At 64.2% G+C, this 18,465-nt stretch carries 20 protein-coding genes and 1 pseudogene; 7 read left to right on the top strand and 14 right to left on the bottom strand.

The window, feature by feature from the left end; all coding sequences use genetic code 11:
- The first annotated feature begins 17 nt into the window (after positions 1-17).
- Positions 18-1,196, top strand: coding sequence for a VWA domain-containing protein (locus ACIQUS_RS15900; protein ID WP_285862529.1), 1,179 nt, complete (start codon positions 18-20; stop codon positions 1,194-1,196).
- Positions 1,197-1,302: 106 nt separating this feature from the next.
- Here ACIQUS_RS15900 and ACIQUS_RS15895 read toward each other — a convergent pair whose 3' ends face one another.
- Genes ACIQUS_RS15895 through ACIQUS_RS15880 form a run of 4 tightly spaced genes read right to left on the bottom strand, consistent with a single transcriptional unit; the run spans position 1,303 to position 4,985 of the window.
- The gene (locus ACIQUS_RS15895) at positions 1,303-2,223 is read right to left on the bottom strand and encodes a biotin-dependent carboxyltransferase family protein (RefSeq protein WP_403048288.1); all 921 of its coding nucleotides are present in this window, start codon (positions 2,221-2,223) and stop codon (positions 1,303-1,305) included.
- Entirely contained in the window at positions 2,220-2,924 is a 705-nt protein-coding gene (pxpB, locus tag ACIQUS_RS15890; RefSeq protein ID WP_403048287.1) for a 5-oxoprolinase subunit PxpB, read from the bottom strand. The genes ACIQUS_RS15895 and pxpB overlap by 4 nt, the downstream gene beginning before the upstream one ends.
- A complete protein-coding gene (locus ACIQUS_RS15885) occupies positions 2,921-3,673 on the bottom strand; it encodes a 5-oxoprolinase subunit PxpA (protein WP_403048286.1) in 753 nt (250 codons plus the stop codon). The genes pxpB and ACIQUS_RS15885 overlap by 4 nt, the downstream gene beginning before the upstream one ends.
- A gap of 25 nt (positions 3,674-3,698) precedes the next feature.
- Positions 3,699-4,985 carry an MFS transporter gene (locus ACIQUS_RS15880; protein WP_403048285.1) on the bottom strand — a complete coding sequence of 429 codons (1,287 nt, stop codon included), beginning with the start codon at positions 4,983-4,985 and terminating at the stop codon, positions 3,699-3,701.
- A gap of 142 nt (positions 4,986-5,127) precedes the next feature.
- On the opposite strand from ACIQUS_RS15880, the gene ACIQUS_RS15875 reads away from it, so the two are divergent.
- Entirely contained in the window at positions 5,128-6,039 is a 912-nt protein-coding gene (locus ACIQUS_RS15875; RefSeq protein WP_403048284.1) for a LysR family transcriptional regulator, read from the top strand.
- Here ACIQUS_RS15875 and ACIQUS_RS15870 read toward each other — a convergent pair.
- Genes ACIQUS_RS15870 through ACIQUS_RS15860 form a run of 3 tightly spaced genes read right to left on the bottom strand, consistent with a single transcriptional unit; the run spans position 6,036 to position 7,856 of the window.
- Complete coding sequence (locus ACIQUS_RS15870; protein WP_403048283.1) at positions 6,036-6,557, bottom strand: DUF2937 family protein; 522 nt, start codon at positions 6,555-6,557, stop codon at positions 6,036-6,038. The genes ACIQUS_RS15875 and ACIQUS_RS15870 overlap by 4 nt on opposite strands.
- A 10-nt stretch (positions 6,558-6,567) precedes the next feature.
- Positions 6,568-7,341 carry a class II glutamine amidotransferase gene (locus ACIQUS_RS15865; RefSeq protein ID WP_403048282.1) on the bottom strand — a complete coding sequence of 258 codons (774 nt, stop codon included), beginning with the start codon at positions 7,339-7,341 and terminating at the stop codon, positions 6,568-6,570.
- A 23-nt stretch (positions 7,342-7,364) separates the two neighbouring features.
- Positions 7,365-7,856 carry an MFS transporter gene (locus tag ACIQUS_RS15860; protein ID WP_403048281.1) on the bottom strand — a complete coding sequence of 164 codons (492 nt, stop codon included), beginning with the start codon at positions 7,854-7,856 and terminating at the stop codon, positions 7,365-7,367.
- Positions 7,857-7,940: 84 nt separating this feature from the next.
- Here ACIQUS_RS15860 and ACIQUS_RS15855 point away from each other — a divergent pair, with 84 nt between their 5' ends.
- A complete protein-coding gene (locus ACIQUS_RS15855; protein ID WP_403048280.1) occupies positions 7,941-9,992 on the top strand; it encodes a S9 family peptidase in 2,052 nt (683 codons plus the stop codon).
- Positions 9,993-10,117: 125 nt separating this feature from the next.
- Here ACIQUS_RS15855 and ACIQUS_RS15850 read toward each other — a convergent pair whose 3' ends face one another.
- Positions 10,118-10,393, bottom strand: a complete 276-nt coding sequence (locus ACIQUS_RS15850; RefSeq protein WP_403048279.1) for a hypothetical protein — start codon at positions 10,391-10,393, stop codon at positions 10,118-10,120.
- A 126-nt stretch (positions 10,394-10,519) separates the two neighbouring features.
- Here ACIQUS_RS15850 and ACIQUS_RS15845 point away from each other — a divergent pair, with 126 nt between their 5' ends.
- The 3 genes and pseudogenes from ACIQUS_RS15845 to ACIQUS_RS15835 form a co-directional block, all read left to right on the top strand.
- Positions 10,520-10,891: a YajD family HNH nuclease gene (locus ACIQUS_RS15845; RefSeq protein ID WP_403048278.1), complete on the top strand. Its 372-nt coding sequence runs from the start codon at positions 10,520-10,522 to the stop codon at positions 10,889-10,891.
- Between the two features lie 72 nt (positions 10,892-10,963).
- The gene (locus ACIQUS_RS15840; protein WP_045187641.1) at positions 10,964-11,434 is read left to right on the top strand and encodes an RNA methyltransferase; all 471 of its coding nucleotides are present in this window, start codon (positions 10,964-10,966) and stop codon (positions 11,432-11,434) included.
- A gap of 64 nt (positions 11,435-11,498) precedes the next feature.
- Positions 11,499-11,696 (top strand): annotated as a pseudogene (locus tag ACIQUS_RS15835) (DUF2892 domain-containing protein); the annotation flags it as partial.
- 11 nt (positions 11,697-11,707) lie between these two features.
- Here the strand turns inward: ACIQUS_RS15835 and ACIQUS_RS15830 are convergent.
- Both ACIQUS_RS15830 and ACIQUS_RS15825 read right to left on the bottom strand, forming a co-directional pair.
- Entirely contained in the window at positions 11,708-12,922 is a 1,215-nt protein-coding gene (locus ACIQUS_RS15830; protein ID WP_403048509.1) for a hypothetical protein, read from the bottom strand.
- Positions 12,923-12,977: 55 nt separating this feature from the next.
- Positions 12,978-13,427 carry a YcgN family cysteine cluster protein gene (locus ACIQUS_RS15825; protein ID WP_403048277.1) on the bottom strand — a complete coding sequence of 150 codons (450 nt, stop codon included), beginning with the start codon at positions 13,425-13,427 and terminating at the stop codon, positions 12,978-12,980.
- A 157-nt stretch (positions 13,428-13,584) separates the two neighbouring features.
- On the opposite strand from ACIQUS_RS15825, the gene ACIQUS_RS15820 reads away from it, so the two are divergent.
- A complete protein-coding gene (locus ACIQUS_RS15820) occupies positions 13,585-14,178 on the top strand; it encodes a nitroreductase family protein (protein ID WP_403048276.1) in 594 nt (197 codons plus the stop codon).
- A gap of 91 nt (positions 14,179-14,269) precedes the next feature.
- Here ACIQUS_RS15820 and ACIQUS_RS15815 read toward each other — a convergent pair whose 3' ends face one another.
- The 4 genes from ACIQUS_RS15815 to ACIQUS_RS15800 form a co-directional block, all read right to left on the bottom strand.
- Positions 14,270-15,202 (bottom strand): D-2-hydroxyacid dehydrogenase, encoded by a 933-nt coding sequence (locus ACIQUS_RS15815; RefSeq protein WP_403048275.1) that lies wholly within the window; start codon positions 15,200-15,202, stop codon positions 14,270-14,272.
- 77 nt (positions 15,203-15,279) lie between these two features.
- Complete coding sequence (locus tag ACIQUS_RS15810; RefSeq protein ID WP_403048274.1) at positions 15,280-15,573, bottom strand: YcgL domain-containing protein; 294 nt, start codon at positions 15,571-15,573, stop codon at positions 15,280-15,282.
- Positions 15,570-16,703 carry a ribonuclease D gene (gene rnd, locus ACIQUS_RS15805; RefSeq protein WP_403048273.1) on the bottom strand — a complete coding sequence of 378 codons (1,134 nt, stop codon included), beginning with the start codon at positions 16,701-16,703 and terminating at the stop codon, positions 15,570-15,572. Before rnd ends, ACIQUS_RS15810 begins: the two co-directional genes overlap by 4 nt.
- Positions 16,704-16,799: 96 nt before the next feature.
- Positions 16,800-18,437, bottom strand: coding sequence for a phosphoethanolamine transferase (locus tag ACIQUS_RS15800; RefSeq protein WP_403048272.1), 1,638 nt, complete (start codon positions 18,435-18,437; stop codon positions 16,800-16,802).
- Positions 18,438-18,465 lie beyond the last annotated feature (28 nt).

Raw genomic sequence — 18,465 nt, 5'->3', positions numbered from 1 at the left:
GCCGGGAGGCCATTGCCATGCTGCTCAATCTGTTCAATGAAATGCGCGCGGCCAAGGTGCCGGTGTCGGTGCGCGAGCTGCTTGATTTGCTCAATGCGCTCAAGCAGGGCGTCACCTTTGCCGACATGGACGAGTTCTACTTCCTGTCGCGGGCGATCCTGGTCAAGGACGAACGGCATTTCGACAAGTTCGACCGGGCCTTCTCCGCCTACTTCAAGGGCCTGGAGAACCTCAACCAGCACCTGGAAGCGTTGATTCCCGAAGACTGGCTGCGCAAGGAATTCGAACGTTCCCTGACCGACGAGGAACGCGCGCAGATCCAGTCCCTGGGCGGTCTGGACAAGCTCATCGAAGAGTTCAAGAAGCGCCTGGAAGAACAAAAGGAACGCCATGCCGGCGGCAACAAGTGGATCGGTACCGGCGGCACCAGCCCGTTCGGCTCGGGTGGCTTCAACCCCGAGGGCATTCGCGTGGGCGATGCCGGCAAGCGCCAGGGCAAGGCGGTCAAGGTCTGGGACCAGCGCGAGTACAAGAACCTCGACGACCAGGTGGAACTGGGCACGCGCAACATCAAGCTGGCCCTGCGCCGCTTGCGCAAGTTCGCCCGCCAGGGCGCGGCCGAGGAGCTGGACATTGACGGTACCATCGACCACACCGCCCGCGATGCCGGCCTGCTCAACATCCAGATGCGCCCGGAGCGACGCAATAGCGTCAAATTGCTGCTGCTGTTCGACATCGGCGGCTCGATGGACGCCCACGTGAAAATCTGCGAAGAGCTGTTCTCGGCCTGCAAGACCGAGTTCAAGCACCTGGAGTACTACTACTTCCACAACTTCGTCTACGAGTCGGTGTGGAAGAACAACCTGCGCCGCACCTCCGAACGCACCTCGACCATGGACCTGCTGCACAAGTACGGTGCCGACTACAAAGTGGTGTTCGTCGGCGATGCGGCCATGGCGCCCTACGAGATCACCCAGCCGGGTGGCAGCGTCGAGCACTGGAACGAAGAAGCCGGCTACGTGTGGATGCAACGCTTCATGGAGAAGTACAAGAAGCTCATCTGGATCAACCCCTATCCGAAGGACACCTGGGGGTATACCGCCTCGACCAATATCGTGCGCGAACTGATCGAGGACCGGATGTATCCGCTGACCTTGCGGGGGCTTGAGGAAGGGATGCGGTTTTTGTCCAAGTAGGCCTTGGGGCCGCTATGCGGCCCATCGCCGGCTATGCCGGCTCCCACAGTACCCCAAGGTCACCCTAAGTCCTGTGGGAGCCGGCATAGCCGGCGATGAGGCCCGATCAGGCCACAAACCGCTGCAAAAATGCCCGCTGTTCCTGCCAGGCCATCGCCTGCACCACCGGCCTGAACCTGACCACACTCCCCGGCAACATCTGCGCCAGGCGCGCCAGCGCCAGCGGCGTCAACGCCCCCAACCGCGGATAGCCGCCAATGGTCTGGCGATCATTGAGCAACACGATCGGCTGCCCATCCGGCGGCACCTGCACCGCGCCCAGCGGAATCCCTTCGGAAATCATCGCCGGCCCCTGGTACTGCAAGGCCGGTCCCAAGAGACGAATGCCCATGCGATCGGCACGGCTGTCCAGGGTCCAGTCACGGTTGAATGCATCGAACAGGCTCAAGCCACTGAAATCAGCGACCTGGGCACCCAGCACCAGGTCCAGCGGCGCATTGACGGTAAAGTCAGGACGCAGTGCTGCAGGCACTTCCCGCGGTGCACTGCCCTGGCCCTCGTAGTTCAGTTGCTGCCCCTTGGCCAGCGCCGATCCACACCCATCCAACCCGCCCAGCTCTTCACGTGCAACGCTGGCGCAACTGCCCAGCACCTGCGGCGCAACAAAGCCCCCTGGCGCCGCCAGGTACGCCCGGGCGCCCTGCAAGGGCTGGTTCAGGCGCAAACGCTGGCCCTTGGCGAGGGTGAAGTTCGACCAGGGCTTGAGCGGCTGGCCATCGATGCGGGCGTCCAGGTCAGCACCGGCCAGGGCCAGGCAACAGTCCGCTTCGGCCACCAGGCTGAAGCCACCCAGGGCGATTTCCACCACCGCGGCATCGGCGGCATTGCCCAGCAACCAGTTGGCCCAGCGCATCGACACCCAGTCCAGCGCTCCGCCCTGGGTCACGCCCAGGTGCCGTACGCCAAAGCGCCCGGCGTCCTGCAACAGGCACAGCGGCGTGCTGGCCTCGATCCACAAGCGGCTCATGCCAGCACCTCCAGCGGGGTATCGTCGCCGCCCAGGTTGATGAAGGTCGTGCGGTCCACGGGTACAAAACGCACCCGGTCACCCGGTTGCAACAGGCTGTAGCCGTCGCGCTGGCGATCGAAGAGTTTGCTCGGCGTACGCCCGATCAGGTTCCAGCCACCGGGCGATACCGCCGGATAAGCCGCCGTCTGGCGCTCGGCGATGCCGACACTGCCCGCCGCCACCCGTTTGCGCGGGGTGGCCAGGCGCGGCGCGGCCAAGGCTTCTTCGACCAGGCCCATGAAGGCGAACCCGGGGGCGAAACCCAGGGCAAACACCTGGTACTCGCGCTCGCTGTGGCGGCGCACGATATCGGCCACCGAGGTGCGGCAACGCTCGGCCAGCAGGCTCAGCTCCGGGCCGACGCTCAGGTCGTACCACACTGGAATCTCGTGCTGGTGGCCGCCGGTGCCGTTATCCGGCTGCAAGTGCTCCAGTGCTTCGCGGATCAGCGTCTGGGCCTGCTCCGGCGACAGTTGCATCAGGTCGAAGTGCACCATCACCGTGGTATAGGACGGCACCAGGTCGATAAGCCATTCGGCGAACGTCGCCCGCAAGCGCTGACTGGCCGCCAGCATCCAGGGCATGTTGGCCTCATCGATGGCATCGAACAAACGCACCATCAGGCAATCGATGGCCACCGTTTCAATGCGGTAGCTCATGCGGCCTCCAGGGCATCGAGGGCCTTGCGAATCTGCTGTACCGCTGCCACGGAGCTTTCGTTGTCGCCATGCACGCACAGGGTCTGTGCCTGCAGGCGCAGTTCACTGCCATCCACCGCGACCAGCGGCTCGCCACGGGCCAGGCGCAGGGCCTGATCGACGATCACCGCCGGATCATGGTGCACCGCTCCCGGCAGGCGTCGCGACACCAGGTGGCCACGCGCATCGTAGGCACGGTCGGCAAAAGCCTCGAACCACAAGGTCACACCGTATTCATCGCCCAGGACCTGGGCGGCGCTGTTGTCGGCGGTGGCCATCAGCATCAACGGCAGTTGCCGGTCATAGGCGGCGACCGCTTCGAGTACCGCGCGCAGCTTGAGCGGATCGGCCATCATGTCGTTGTACAGCGCGCCATGGGGTTTGACGTAGGCGACACGCGTGCCCTGGGTCCGGCAGATGCCGTCCAGCGCGCCGATCTGGTAGTGCAGCAGGTCGCGGATTTCTTCGGCGCTGCAGGCCATGGAACGGCGACCGAAACCGGCCAGGTCCTGGTAGGCCGGGTGGGCGCCGACACGCACGCCACTGGCCACGGCCAGGGCCACGGTCTGGCGCATGATTCCCGGGTCGCCGGCATGGAAGCCACAGGCGATGTTGGCGCAATCGACAAAAGGCATGACCTGGGCATCCAGGCCCATGGTCCAGCTGCCAAAACTCTCACCCATATCGCAATTCAGTAACAGGCGGCTCACGTCTGACACTCCTTCAGGCAAGACCTTAGCGGGCTTCAAGTTGTTTGCCACGGGTTTCCGGCAAGCTCAGGGCCGCCAGGATTACCACACCGTAGGACACCGCGGCAAAACCGCCGATACCCAGGCCCAGCGGCACCTTCTGGCTTAGCATGCCGATCAGCAGCGGAAAGAACGCCGCCAGGGCACGGCCGATGTTGTAGCAGAAGCCCTGCCCCGAGCCACGGATACGGGTGGGGAACAGCTCGGTGAGAAACGCGCCCATGCCGCTGAAAATGCCCGAGGCGAAGAAGCCCAGGGGGAAGCCCAGCCACAGCATCACGCCATCGCTGACCTGCATCTGGGTGTAGAGCAGGACGATGATGAACGAGCCCACGGCGAACAGGATGAAGTTCTTTTTCCGGCCCAGCAGGTCGGTCAGATAGGCACTCACCACATAACCGATGTAGGAGCCGAAGATGACCATCGCCAGGTAGCCACCGGTACCCAGTACGCTGAGCCCGCGCTCGTTCTTGAGGAAAGTTGGCAACCATGAGGTGATCGCGTAGTAACCGCCCAGGGCACCAGTGGTCAGCAGGGACGCGCGAATCGTGGTGGAGAGCATGCCGGGCGCGAAGATTTCCCAGAAATGCGAGGGCGCCTCAGGTTTTTCCGCTGCCTTGGTCGCCTGGTAGATCTCAGGGTCCTTGACCAGACGACGGACGAAGATCACGAACACGGCCGGCACCAGGCCCAGCAGGAACAGCGCGCGCCAGGCATCTTCCGGCGGCAGCACGGAGAACAGTACGGCATACAGGATCGCCGTCAGGCCCCAGCCAATGGCCCAGCCCGACTGCACCATGCCCACCGCCTTGCCGCGGTCCTGGGCGCGGATCACTTCACCGATCAGCACGGCACCGGCGGTCCACTCGCCGCCGAAACCGAAGCCCATCAGGGTACGGGCGATCAGCAGTTGTTCGTAGTTCTGGGCAAAGCCGCAGAGGAAGGTGAAAAAGGCGAACCACAGCACGGTCAACTGCAGGGTGCGAACCCGGCCGATACGGTCGGAGAGAATGCCGGCGATCCAGCCGCCCAGGGCCGAGGCGATCAGGGTGCTGGTGTGGATCAGCCCGGCTTCGGCGGTGGTGATGCCCCACAGGGCGATCAGGGTGGGGATGACGAAGCTGAGCATCTGGGTGTCCATGCCATCCAGGCCGTAGCCGATCTTGCAGCTCCAGAAGGTCCGTCGTTCCTGCTTGTTGATGTTGCGGTACCAGTCGAAGGGACCGGCCACTGAACTGGATTTGACCTGGTGCTGCACGCCCGATGGGTTCATGGTTGCCTCAGCTTGTTGGTATTGTTTTAAAGACGACGATCTTTGTCGCGGCCTGACTGACATTTTTCGATGGGTGTGCATTGCCGTCCAACGAGAAAAACCAGCGGTCTGGCATAAGAAAAAATTGATCAGTGAGTGCGCCATGAACCTCAAGTTCCTCGAAACCTTCGTCTGGGTCGCACGGCTCAAGAGCTTTCGCCTGACCGCCGAAAAGCTCTTCACCACCCAGGCCTCGATCTCCAGCCGCATCGCCGCGCTGGAGGCGGACCTTGGGGTCAAGCTGCTGCTGCGCGACTCACGCGGGGTGAGCCTGACGCCCGAAGGCAGCAAGGTGCTCGAATACGCCGAGCAGATGCTCGACACCGCCAAGGCCCTCAAGCAATCGCTGGACAGCGACCGGACCAAGGTCGGCCGGGTGCGCCTGGGGGTGATGGACACCGTGATCCATACCTGGATGAGCCCACTGGTGTCGGAACTGATGGAGCGCTACCCACAGGTAGAAATCGAGCTGGTCGCCGATACGGCACTGAACTTGCGCGAACAGCTGCAAAAAGGCTTTCTCGATGTGATCCTGCAAACCGACCTGCTGCGCCAGGAATCGATCCGCAGCCTGGACCTTGCGCGTTACCCCATGGGCTGGATCGTCGCCAGCCAGTCGATCTACAACCGCGACTACGCCTCCCTCGCCGAGCTTGCCCGCGAGCGCATCGTGACCTTCTCGAAGAACTCCCGGCCGCACCAGGAAGTGCTCAGCCTGCTGCAGGCCGAAGGGGTCAGCGCGCCGCGGCTCAACTGTGTGAACTCGGTGGCGGCCATCACCCGCCTGTTGCGCGACGGGTTCGGCATCGGCGCCCTGCCGCCGGCGCTGGTCAGCGAAGAACTGGCACGGGGCGATCTGATCCAATTGCCATTGATCCGCCAGCCCCCGAGCCTGGAGCTGGTGGTGGCCTGGCAGACCGGCGTGGAACTGGTGGATGAAGTGGTGGCGCTGTGTCGCAACGTGCTCGAACGCTATGCCGCCAACGCTGGCCCCGAGCGCATCGTGCTGGTCTAGCGCCAGCTCTCGGGCACCGGTTTGCGCCGCCCGCCCAGCGCCAGCCAACCGAGCAGCAGCAACAGGCTTTCCACCGTCAGGGCCAGCAACAGGGCACAACCCAGGCCCCAGGCCAACGCTTCGGGTGCCAGGAGAATCTGGTAGCTGTAGCCCTTGAGGGTTTCTTCGCGCAGCTGGCTGTCGGCGCGCACCAGTACATGCCAGGTACGTTCCAGCCACGGCCCCTGGAGGATCTGCCACTCGCGTTCGAACAGGCGATTGCGGATCAGCAGGCTCTCGATGCTGTTGGCATCGCTGTTGAACACCGGATCGTCGCTGCTGCGGTAGTGCCGTACCAGGGCCTGCAGGTCGCCGTTGAAGAAGCGTCGGGCGGTGTCCTCGAAGCCCTTGAGGCCCTCGCGGGACTCCAGCAGGTGCGCCTCGACCCGCTGGCCGTAGTCGTTGATCAGGCCAGGCACCTGCACCCCGACCAGCAGACCGAAGGTGAACAGCAACAGGCGCAGGTAACTTCTGAACATCGGCTATTCCTTAGCGTTGGCCCTGGGCGATGCATTCGCCACGGCGCCACAGCGCCCACTGGCCGGGCTCGTAACGCTGCCAGGTCTCGTTCTCGGTCAGTGCCTCGGTGGCGATTACCGTGACCACGTCGTTGGGCGTGGTTTCAGCCTGGAAGTCGACGATCATGTCGACATCCTTGAGCCGGGCCGGCCCGAACGGTGCCCGGCGGGTGATATGCACAAGCTTGGTCGAGCAGAAGCAGAACAGCCAGTCGCCATCGCTGAGCAGGCAGTTGAACACGCCTTTGCCGCGGTACTCGGCACAGGCTTCGACCAGCACCGGCAGCAGGGCTTCGACCACCACCGGCTCCGGGAAGGCTGCGCGCACCCGGTTGAGCAGGTCGCAGAACGCCGCTTCACTGTCGGTGTCGCCAATGGGCCGGTAGAAGCTCGCCTGGCCCTGGAACTCGCCCAACTGGCCATTGTGGGCAAAGCACCAGTTGCGCCCCCACAGCTCACGGACGAAGGGATGGGTGTTGGACAGGCAGACCTTGCCGACGTTGGCCTGGCGAATGTGGCCAATCACCACTTCGCTCTTGATCGGGTAGCGCTGCACCAGGTTGGCCACTTCCGACTCGCAGCTGGCTGCCGGGTCCTGGAACAGGCGCAGACCCCGCCCTTCATAGAAACCGATGCCCCAGCCGTCGCGGTGCGGACCGGTCCGCCCACCGCGCTGCATCAGCCCGGTGAAGCTGAAGACGATGTCGGTCGGCACATTGGCGCTCATGCCCAGTAGTTCACACATGCTTGGCTGCTCCCGGGCAAATCCTACAAGCGCGGCTCGACCCGCGAAGATCGGTTGCCGCCCTGCGGCGGTTGTGGCGGGTTGCGGTAGCGGTCACGGCTGTCGACGGCAATCGACTCTTCGGCCAGGACCTCTTCGGCGTCACGCTTGGCCGCTGCCTGCGCCCGCTCGCGGCGAGCTTGGGCGCGTTTTTCCAGGGGCCAGCGCAGCAGCACGAACACGCCGTACAGGGCGAAGGCGATCATGCCGTACATGGCAAGGTCGGCGGCGGCGCGCAATTCGTTGTTGCCGACCTTGAACAGCAGGTCGAGGGCGGCGATGGCGATGGCCGGGGCAAACTTGTCCTTGACCGGGTCGACGATGGTCGGAGTCAGCAGCAGCACCGCCATCACCACCCGCAGCGGTTCGCGCAGCCAGCGCCACATCCAGCGGGTCAGGCGAAAGCCCACCGCCAGGCAACCCAGGGCGGCCAGGGCGTAGAGGCCCCAGGCGAGCAGATAGTCGTTCTCGGTCATGGTGTCCGTGGCAAGCTAGGCAAATAGACGCTTATGATAAACATATTTGAGCGCGCAGGCGCCCCCCAGCCAAGAGATCCCCGCATGTCCGCAGATGCCACCGCCCCCCGCGCCCCGATTGCCCGCAAGGCTGAAGGCGCCGATCCCTATGCCTGGCTGCAGGAACGTGACACCCCCGAGGTCATCGCCTACCTGAACGACGAGAATGCCTATCAGGAGGCGCAACTGGCCGACCAGGCACCGTTGCGCGAGCAACTGTTCGAAGAGATCAAAGGGCGCATCCAGGAGACCGACCTGTCGGTACCCTCGCCCTGGGGCCCATACCTCTACTACAGCCGTACCACCGCCGGCGAAGAATATGCGCGCCACTACCGCTGCCCGCGCCCGGCCGATGACTCGGTGACCGTGGACGAAAGCCGCGAGGAACTGTTGCTGGACCCCAACCCGCTGGCCAATGGCGGCTTCCTGTCCCTGGGCGCCTTCAACGTCAGCCCCGACCACCAGCGCCTGGCCTACAGCCTCGACACCACCGGCGACGAAATCTACACCCTGTACGTCAAGGACCTGACCAGCGGAGACATCGAGCAACTGCCGTTTGAGGACTGCGACGGCAGCATGACCTGGGCCAACGACAACCAGACGCTGTTCTTCGCCGAACTGGACGACACCCACCGCCCCTACAAGCTGCTGCGTCACCGCCTGGGTCGCGAAGGCTGCGAGACGGTGTTCGAAGAACACGATGGCCGCTTCTTCCTGCATTGCTACCGCGCCAGCTCCGAACGCCAGCTGATCCTTCTGCTCAACAGCAAGACCACCAGCGAAGCCTGGGTGCTGGACGCCGAGCGGCCTGACGGCGACTTCACCTGCCTGGCGCCACGGGTCGAGCATCACGAGTACTATCCCGACCACGGCCAGCTCGACGGCCAGTGGCGCTGGTTCATCCGCACCAACCAGGACGGTATCAACTTCGCCCTGTACCAGGCTGGCAGCGAGCAGGTGCCCAGCCGCGAGCAGTGGCAATTGCTGGTGCCGCACCGCGACACCATCATGCTCGAAGGCCTGAGCCTCAACGCCGGTGCCCTGAGCCTGAGCCTGCGCGAAGGCGGCCTGCCGATCATCGAGGTCCACCCACAAGGGCTCCCCGCCTACCGCGTCGAACTGCCAGATGCGGCCTACAGCCTGTACGTGCAGGACAGCCTGGAGTTCGAAAGCAAGCGTATCCGCCTGCGCTACCAGTCCCTGAACCGCCCGGCCCAGGTGCGCCAGCTGGAGCTGGTCGACGGCGCCCAGCAGGTGCTCAAGGAAACCCCGGTGCTCGGCCCGTTCAATGCCGACGACTATGTCAGCCAGCGCCTGTGGGCCACCGCTGGCGACGGCACCCAGGTACCGATCAGCCTGGTCCAGCGCCGCAGTGACCTGGGCAAGCCGGTACCGCTGTACCTGTACGGCTATGGTGCCTACGGCGAAAGCCTGGACCCCTGGTTCTCCCATGCGCGCCTGAGCCTTCTGGAACGCGGCGTGGCCTTTGCCATCGCCCACGTGCGTGGCGGTGGCGAGCTGGGCGAAGCCTGGTACCGGGCCGGCAAGCAGGAACACAAGCACAACACCTTCAGCGACTTCATCGCCTGCGCCGAGCACCTGATCGCCCAGGGGGTGACCCGGGCCGAGCAGTTGGCGATCAGCGGCGGCAGCGCCGGTGGCCTGCTGATCGGTGCCGTGCTCAACCAGCGCCCCGAGCTGTTCAAGGCCGCGATCGCTGAAGTACCGTTCGTCGATGTGCTCAACACCATGCTCGACCCGGACCTGCCGCTGACCGTCACCGAATACGACGAGTGGGGCAATCCGCAAGTGCCCGAGGTGTACGAGAGGATCAAGGCCTATGCGCCCTACGAGAACGTCAAGGCCCAGGCCTACCCGGCCCTGCTGGTGGTGGCCGGCTACAACGACAGCCGCGTGCAGTACTGGGAAGCGGCCAAGTGGGTGGCCCGTCTGCGGGTGACGAAAACCGACGACAACCTGTTGCTGCTCAAGACCGAGATGGGCGCCGGCCATGGCGGCATGAGCGGGCGTTACCAGGGACTGCGGGACGTGGCGCTGGAATACGGTTTCGTGTTCAAGGTGCTCGGGGTCGCCTGACAACGAATGCTCTGGCGACGTCGGCAGCATGTGCAGAAGCCATCGCCGGCGCTGCCGGCTCCCACAGAGGCAACCTGCAACGGACCTTGTGGGAGCTGGCGAAGCCTGCGACCGGCTACGAGCAGTCAATCGGCCTTGGGTTTGCTCTTGCCGTCCTGCGGCGTCAATCCCGGCAAGGGTTGGTCCCTGGGCGGCGCGGGCACCGTGATGGAGGGCAACAGCGGTGATCCCGGTTGCGAATCACGCGCCCGCGGTATCGTACTAGGGGTAATTTGCGGGTAAGGCGTCGGTGTCGCCGTGCCGGGCGCTCCCGGCACCGGGGCAATGGGCCGCGGTTGCAGGTCGGCGGCCACGGTTTGCAGGCTGGCGAAAATCAGGACAGCCATGGTCATGTAGCGCATGGGCAGGCTCCTTGGATTACCAGATGACAGGCTACCTCCAAGCATAGCGGTTTGCCTGTCCGAAAGACCCGCCGTCGGGCTAAACTTGAGGCATAACCGTAACAAGCCCGATAAAAAGGTAATCCCATGAGTTCGGCATCTTCCGCCTCCGCCACCGCGCGGCTCGACCGCATCCTCGCCGACGCCAAGCGCGACAAGGAGATGGGCTATCGCGACAAGGCCCTGAAAATGTACCCCCACGTCTGTGGCCGCTGCGCCCGCGAGTTTTCCGGCAAGCGCCTGAGCGAGCTGACCGTGCACCACCGCGACCACAACCACGACAACAACCCCCAGGACGGCTCCAACTGGGAGTTGCTGTGCCTGTACTGCCACGATAACGAGCACGCCCGCTACACCGACCAGCAGTATTTCAGCGAAGGTTCCACCAGCAGCCCGACCATCGCCAAGGCCACCCACAACCCGTTCGCGGGGCTGGCCAGCCTGCTGAAGAAAGACTGAGCGCAATCCCCTGCCCCACAGGTGCCGGCAAGCCCGTATAATCGCGTTCTTTTTTGCGAAGGGCCCCGGCACGTGGCGAACAAACGGTACAGCTGCATTGGTCTGTTCAACCCCAAGTCAGCGGAGAACGTCGGTTCAGTGATGCGCGCAGCGGGTTGCTACGGCGTCAACTCGGTGTTCTACACCGGCAAGCGCTACGAGCGCGCCCGGGATTTCGTCACCGACACCAAGCGCGTGCACTACGACATCCCGCTGATCGGCATCGACGACCTGCAAAAGATCATCCCCCTGGGCTGCACCCCGGTGGCCGTGGAGCTGATCGACGGCGCCCGCCCGCTCCCCGAATACACCCACCCGGACCGCGCCATCTACATCTTCGGCCCCGAGGACGGCTCCCTGGATCCCAGCGTGCGGGCCTGGTGCGAAGAAACCATCTACATCCCGACCAATGGCTGCATGAACCTTGCCGCTACCGTCAACGTGGTACTCTACGATCGCCTGGCCAAAGGCCTGAACACCCGCTCGGGGCCGAAATTCAAGTAAGCCCGAAGGAACAGCCCGACGCCCGCGACGGTCTGCTGGATATCACCGCCCCTGGAGTATCACCATGTCCAAGACACTGATCCGCGCCCCCCACGACAAACCTGCCGCCCCCGTGCAGGGCCTGGAGCGTGCCAGCTCCGTGGCCGGCGGCGTGATCATGATCGGCAAGGGTTTGCGCCGGGGCGGGTTGTTCGGCCTGATCCAGGTGGCCATTGGCGGCGCAGCGCTGGCGCACGGCATCACCGGGCGCAGCCTGTTCAAGGGCCCGAAGCGCTAACGCAGCAGCTTGCTCGCCAGCACATCGGACTGGCGCCCCAGCACGCGCTCACTGAGCTGGACGAATTCTTCGGTGCTGACGCTGTTCAGGCGCATCAGGGCCCGGGTGACATCGTCCAGCGAGCGTTGATTGTGGCTGTGCAGGCGAATCTCGCGGTCCAGTGCCTGCAACAGCAGCACACCACGGGCCGTCACCGCGCTATCGACCTGCTCACCGCGCAGGCTGGTGACCTTGGCGCTGTTGCGCTCAAGCCCGGCCTGCAGGGCCTGGTAACGGTCATCGGTGATCCCCCCGGCGCGCCGCAGCAACTCGGTGGCGTAGTACTCGGCCAGGCTTTCGCCGATCCAGTCGCTGGCCTGGCGGTCATTGACCTGGGCGAACAGCCGTACCAGCTCACGCAGCAACGGGCTTGAACCGTTCTCGCTGACCAGCGGCCGGCTGCTGTGCAGGTAGATGGAGTTGTGGCCGGCCCGCACGCCACGCCACAGCTGATCCCTGGCCCCCACCAGCAGCAGCTTGGGCGGATTGCGCGGGAATACCGCCTGCAGCTGCGGCCAGACGAAGGTCAGCAGGGTCAGGTTGTCCAGGCGGCGCAGGCCCTGGCCCTGGGGGGCGGCGACGCTGACTTCGGTCTCGCCCAGGCGTGCGCGTCGGGTACCAACGGTGCCTGCCAGCATCCAGCCGGTCGGACGATCGAACAGGCGCGAGACATTGTCGATGCGAAAGCGCTGCTTGCCGATCCGCGGCCAGGGCGTCTCGACGCTCTTCCAGCCCTTGGGCAGCTCGAAACTCAGGCGCGCCACCAGTTCGGTGCCGTCCTGCTGGTCAAGGCGCGCCGGGGGGACCAGGTCGTCACCGCGAAACAGCGCCCACTCCGGCGTCATGCGGGTTTCATAGCTGCCGTTCTTCAAGCGCTGGGCCAACCGCACCCGGTAGGTCAGCTCGCTCTTGCCGGCAGCCGGCTGCCAGCGCCCCCGCCGTGCATCGGCTTGTAACTGCCACTGGCCATCGGCCTTGAAATCGCTGTAGGCGCCCGCCTTGCCCAGGTCGAAATCCAGGCTGCGCACCGCGGCGCCATCGGCCAGGGTCAGGCGCACCTCGGCCTGCTCGCTCTGGGGCAGCAGGCGCACGTGGTAGTCCAGATCGACTTTCTTCGCCCAGGCCGGAGCACTGGCCAGCATGCCCAGGGCCAGGAGCCAATGACAACGCACACGCATACAGAAACTCCTTGCTCCCCCAGACGCGACACCCGGCACGCCGGGTGAATCAGCCGGCGCGGAAAATCAGATAGTCTTCCCAATCGTCCTCGGCCACGCTGTCTTCACTGAGCATGCGCCCGGACTGGGAAATACGTTGTTTGTGCACCTGTTTGCGATCGCCACACACCAGATGGTGCCAACTCGGCAAATCCTTGCCTTCGCTGACCAGGCGGTAGCCGCAGGTGGTCGGCAGCCATTTGAACTGGTCGGCCTTGCCCGGCGTCAGCTGGATGCAGTCGGGCACATGCTTGAGCCGGTTCGGGTAATCGCTGCACTGGCAAGTCTTGAGATCCAGCATTTTGCAGGCGATTCGCGTGTAGTAGACGCTGTTGTCGTCTTCATCTTCGAGCTTCTGCAAGCAGCACAGGCCGCAGCCATCACACAGCGACTCCCATTCCTGGCGGTCGAGCTGTTCGAGGGTCTTGTGCTTCCAGAAGGAATCGACGGTGGCAATCATGTAGCGAATATCCTGTTTCGATCGAGGCGCCGCAGCGCGGCGGCGCCAGTCTAGGGCCAGTCTTCGGCCAATGCCAGACCGCTTGTCAGGGTCGGCACGACCCAGTAGTTTGACCGACGGTCGTAACCTACCTTTTCCACCCGTTCAGGAACTCACCATGAGTGCTAACCCTCGCGTAGCCGAACATGCCATCTCCGACCAGTTCATCAAGCGCTGGTCGCCCCGTGCCTTCACCGCCGAACCGATCAGCGAAGCCACCCTGCTGAGTTTCCTCGAAGCTGCGCGCTGGGCGCCGTCGGCCTACAACTCGCAGCCCTGGCGCTTTCTCTATGCGCGCCGCGACACGCCGAACTGGGAGCGCTACCTGGGTCTGCTCAATGAGTTCAACCGCAGCTGGGCGCAACAGGCCTCGGCGCTGATCATCGTGATCTCCAAGACCACCTTCGCAGCCCCTGGTGCCAGCGAAGAAACCCCGGCCCTGTGGCACACCTTCGATACGGGTTCGGCCTGGGGCCACCTGGCCCTGCAAGCCAGCCTCAGCGGCTGGCACACCCACGGCATGGCCGGTTTCGACCAGGAACTGACCCGCAAGGAGCTGAAGATTCCCGAAGGCTACGCGCTGCATGCTGTGGTAGCGGTGGGCAAGCTGGGCGACAAGGCCAGCCTGGCTGAAGCCCTGCAGGCCCGTGAAGTACCGAGCCCGCGTCGTTCGCTGAGCGAACTGGCGGCTGAAGGCGACTTCACCTTGTGATATTTCCTTCGCCGGCTACGCCAGCTCCCACAGTCCACTGAAACACAGGGGATGGTGTGGGAGCCGGCAGAGCCGGCGATGCTTTCCAGCCTCAATAGCCGCGCTGGAAATCCACTTCGCCGCGCAACCCCTGCCCCGCCTGATACGCCCGCAGGTTCTCGACGAACAAGCGCACCATCGCCGTTGGCGAGGTCGGTGCCGAACTGTGCCCGGTCAGCAGCAGGCCCAGGGCGGTCCAGAACGGATGACGCGCCGGCAGGGGCTCCTGGCGGCAGACATCGATCACCGCGCCGGCCAGATGGCCTTGCTTCAAGGCCTCCACCAGGGCCGCATCGACCACCGCCACACCGCGCCCGGCGTTGATGAACAACACATCGGGGTTGAAACGGGCAAACATCGCTGCATCGTACAGGTCATGAGTGGCCGGCGTGTCGGGAAGCAGGTTGACGACGTAATCCACCTCACCGACCAGACGCCCCAGTTCGCCCAGGCCAGCCACTTCGATAAAGGGTGCCTGCTCACGGGCCTGGCTGGCGATGCCGTACAGCTTGACGCCAAAGGGCTGGAGAAACTCGGCCACGCTCTGGCCGATGTCACCGGTGCCAACGATCAGCACCCGCCGCCCTTCCAGGCTGCGTCCGGGACGGGCATCCCACTTGCGCTCGACCTGGCTGACCAGGCGCGCCAACACTTCACGTTCGTGCACCAGCATATACGTCAGCACGTATTCGGCCATGACCTGGCCGAAGATACCGACCGCACGGGTCAGGCGGTAGTCGCGTTGCAGGCCGTCGGCCAGCAGCGGGGTGATGCCGGCCCAGGTCGATTGCAACCACTGCGGCTGGTGGCCCTGGCGCAGCAAGGTCGCCAGCAGGTCGGGCTGGCCCAGCCACACAGGGCAATCGGCGGCAAGACGGGCAAGCTCGGCCGAGTCGCCACTGGTCAGGACCTCCAGGTCCGGTGCCGCCTCGGCCAGCAGGCGAGCGTAGAGGGCATGGTCCTGTTCAGCGATCAAAACACGCATGTTCTTTACAACCTTGGCAGTAACAACGAAGACCGCCAGGGCATCGCCCCGGCGGCATCATGGCAGGCAGGCCGGTATCAGACCGGGTCGTTGCGGCGCAGCAGCTCTTCGGGCAGGTGTTCGATGTACTCGTCCTCGACCGGTGGCATTTGCAGGTGGTAGCCCTGCTGGTCGAGGTTTTCCAGGACCTTGGCGATGTCCTCGCGGGCCAGCTTGCGCTCCGGGGTCAGGACCAGGTCGAAGGCATGCACGGGGGTGCCGAAGAACGGCAGCAGGCCTTCGGGAACGCGCTCCAGGCCGTCGGCCTTGAGCACATACAGGTACATTTCGTTCTTGCGCGGGCTCTTGTAGATCGAGCAGATACGTTTCATGGTTGTTCTCCTGCGCGGGCCAGGCAGTCAAGCAGCGCCTGCCCCATGCGCTCGCGACGCCAGCCGCGCAGCGAATCGGGAAGTTGATAAGGCCCCTTGGGGTAGCCGCTCTTGAGCAGCAATTCGAGGGTTTTCTTGCGCAGCATCAGCTCCGGGGCGATGTTCAGGCGCTCGCCTTCGGCCTGGCCGATGGCGCGCAGTTGCTTGAGCAGCGCCGAGGCCTCGATCGGCAGCGGCTCGGGCAATGCCGGTGGCCACTCCGAGGGCGGCACACTGGCGGCCTGCTTGATCAGCGCCAGCAGCGCCTCACCGTCCTGGCGGATGGTACGCGGGTGCATGTCTTCGATTTTCGCCAGTGCCGCGAGCGTGTCCGGCTGGGTCCTGGCCATGGGCCACAGGGCGTTTTCACGCAGGATGCGGTTGCGTGGCAGGTCGCGGGCACGGGCTTCGCGTTCGCGCCAGGCGCAGAGCTCGCGCAACACCGCCAGCTGCGCCCGGGACAGTTTCCAGGCCAGCTTGGCGTCGCGGTACAGCTCGTAGGGATCGGTTTCGCGGCGCAACTGGGCGACCAGCTCGGCGCCATCTTCCAGCACCCAGGCGTGCTTCTCGTCCGACAGTTGCGGGCGCAGGCGCTCGTACAGTTCGGCCAGGTGCACTGCATCTTCGGCGGCGTAGCTCACCTGGGTCTGCGACAGCGGGCGCTGCAGCCAGTCGGAACGGGTTTCGCCCTTGGGCAGCTCGATACCGAGCACTTCCTGGACCAGGCGCGAGTAGCCCATGGAGAAGCCCAGGTTCAGGTAGCCAGCGGCCAGTTGGGTGTCGAACAGTGGCGTCGGCAGGCTGCCGGTCAAGCGCGACAGCACCTCGAGGTCTTCGCTGCAGGCGTGCAGCACCTTGATCACCTGGCGGTCTTCAAGCAGTTCGGCCAGCGGCTGCCAGTTGCCGATAAGCAAGGGGTCGATCAGATAGGCACGTGCCCCGTCGCCGACCTGGATCAACCCGGCAATCGGATAAAAGGTGTCGACCCGCATGAATTCGGTGTCGACGGCCACGAAGGGCAGCTTGCGCCACTGCAGGCAGTGTTCGGCCAGGCTGCTGTCGTCGCAAATCCAGTGAATATCGATGGCCACAAGGCTCTCCCACAAACAATGGCGCGCAGTATATACGGCGCAGGCCATTGCCGGGAAACCGCTCGACCGCTATCCCTGCCTGGCCTGCCGGTGGTGTCAATGCATCGCCAGTGCGGGCGGGCGGCAACTGGCGAACATGTCCAGTTGCGGCTGGTACAGCGCGGTGCGCACCTGCAGCAGGCCGAGCATCGAGTGGAACAGGTTGTCCTGGCTCAGCGGCTCGTTGCGCGCCTTGTTCAGGCAGTCGGTATCGATGGCGAAGCTCTGGCGGTAGTTGTCGGAGAACCAGGCCAGCATCGGCACGTGTTTCTGTTGCTCCGGCGCCAGCATGTAAGGCGTGCCATGCAGGAACAGGTTGTACTCGCCCAGCGACTCACCGTGGTCCGACAGGTACAGCATGGCGGTATCGACCTTGTCCTGCTTGCTGCGCAGGATGTCGATCAACGATGCCAGCACATGGTCGGTGTAGACCAGGGTGTTGTCATAGGCGTTGATGATGCTCTGTTCACTGCACTGGTTCAGGGCGTTGCTGGGGCACACCGGGGTAAAGCGCTCGTATTGCATCGGGTAGCGCTTGAAGTACTCCGGCCCGTGGCTGCCCATCTGGTGCAGCACCAGCACGGTGTCCTGCTGCAGGTTGTCGATCATTGCCGCCAGGCCCTGCAGGAGGATCTCGTCATGGCATTCGCTGCTGGTGCACAGTGCCGGGTCCTTGAGGTTGCTGACGTCCTCGAACTGCACCCGGTCGCAGGTACCCTTGCAGCCGGACTGGTTGTCACGCCAGCGCACCGCCAGTCCGGCGCGCTGCAGCACATCGAGCAGGCCCTCCTGGTTCTTGGCCTTGCTCGCCTCGTAGCCCTTGCGGGTGAGGTTGGAGAACATGCAGGGCACCGAGACGGCGGTTTCGGTACCACAGGAGTGCACGTCGCTGAAGGCGATCAGGCCCGCTTCCTTGCCCAGCTCCGGCGTGGTGTCGCGGCCATAGCCGAGCAGGCCGAAGTTTTCCGCCCGCGCGCTCTCCCCGACCACCAGCACCGTCAGGGACTTGCGTGCATGTTGCTGCCAGGTCGGATCACGCTGGGCATCTTCACCGATTTTGGCGAAGGATTTGGCCGCCGTGCCAACCCGTTCACCGACGTAGCCAAGAGAGGCGCCCACCACGTTGCTCGGCACCAGCATCAGGCGAATCTCGTGATGATTGCGAAACAGCGAGGCCAGCCCCTGGTAGTTGACCAGGGCGACCACCCCGAGCATGCCAAGGGTGGCGGTACCGGCGAACAACTTGCTGAGCAGTTCCCGGTGCCAGCGACGGTAGTTGATCGGTGTTTTATAAAGGACCAGCGAAGGCACTACGCCCAACAACAGGATATAAAAGAAAAGTTTCAGCGACAGTAAATCATGAACTTCCGCGACATTGGTCTCGGCGGTATTACGCAACATGCCCACATCAATCAATATACCGTATTGATTCATGAAGTAAGCCGCACCGGCACTGACCATGAACAGGGTAATCAATACCGGTTTCAACACCCGGCGAAAAGCAATCAGGGTCAGGATCAGGTTGAAGGCGCAAAAGATCAGCGCAGCGAAGGCCAGGCGCAGGAAAATCCCGGATACGCCGGGTGTAACTACCTCGGACAAGTGATTCCACAGTACCGAATTAAAGCCGATCAACAGGTAAAGGCTGGCGAGCAACGTGACCCATTCGGTCCGCAGGGGTTTGACCTTGAACATGGCGCTTCGCTTGATGAAGAGTCGGGAA

Origin of the sequence: Pseudomonas sp. NPDC090755 (assembly GCF_044769005.1) — a bacterium.
GTDB lineage: Bacteria > Pseudomonadota > Gammaproteobacteria > Pseudomonadales > Pseudomonadaceae > Aquipseudomonas.
The sequence above is the reverse complement of the archived record's forward strand: the minus strand, read 5'-3'. Positions and strand labels throughout refer to the sequence as shown.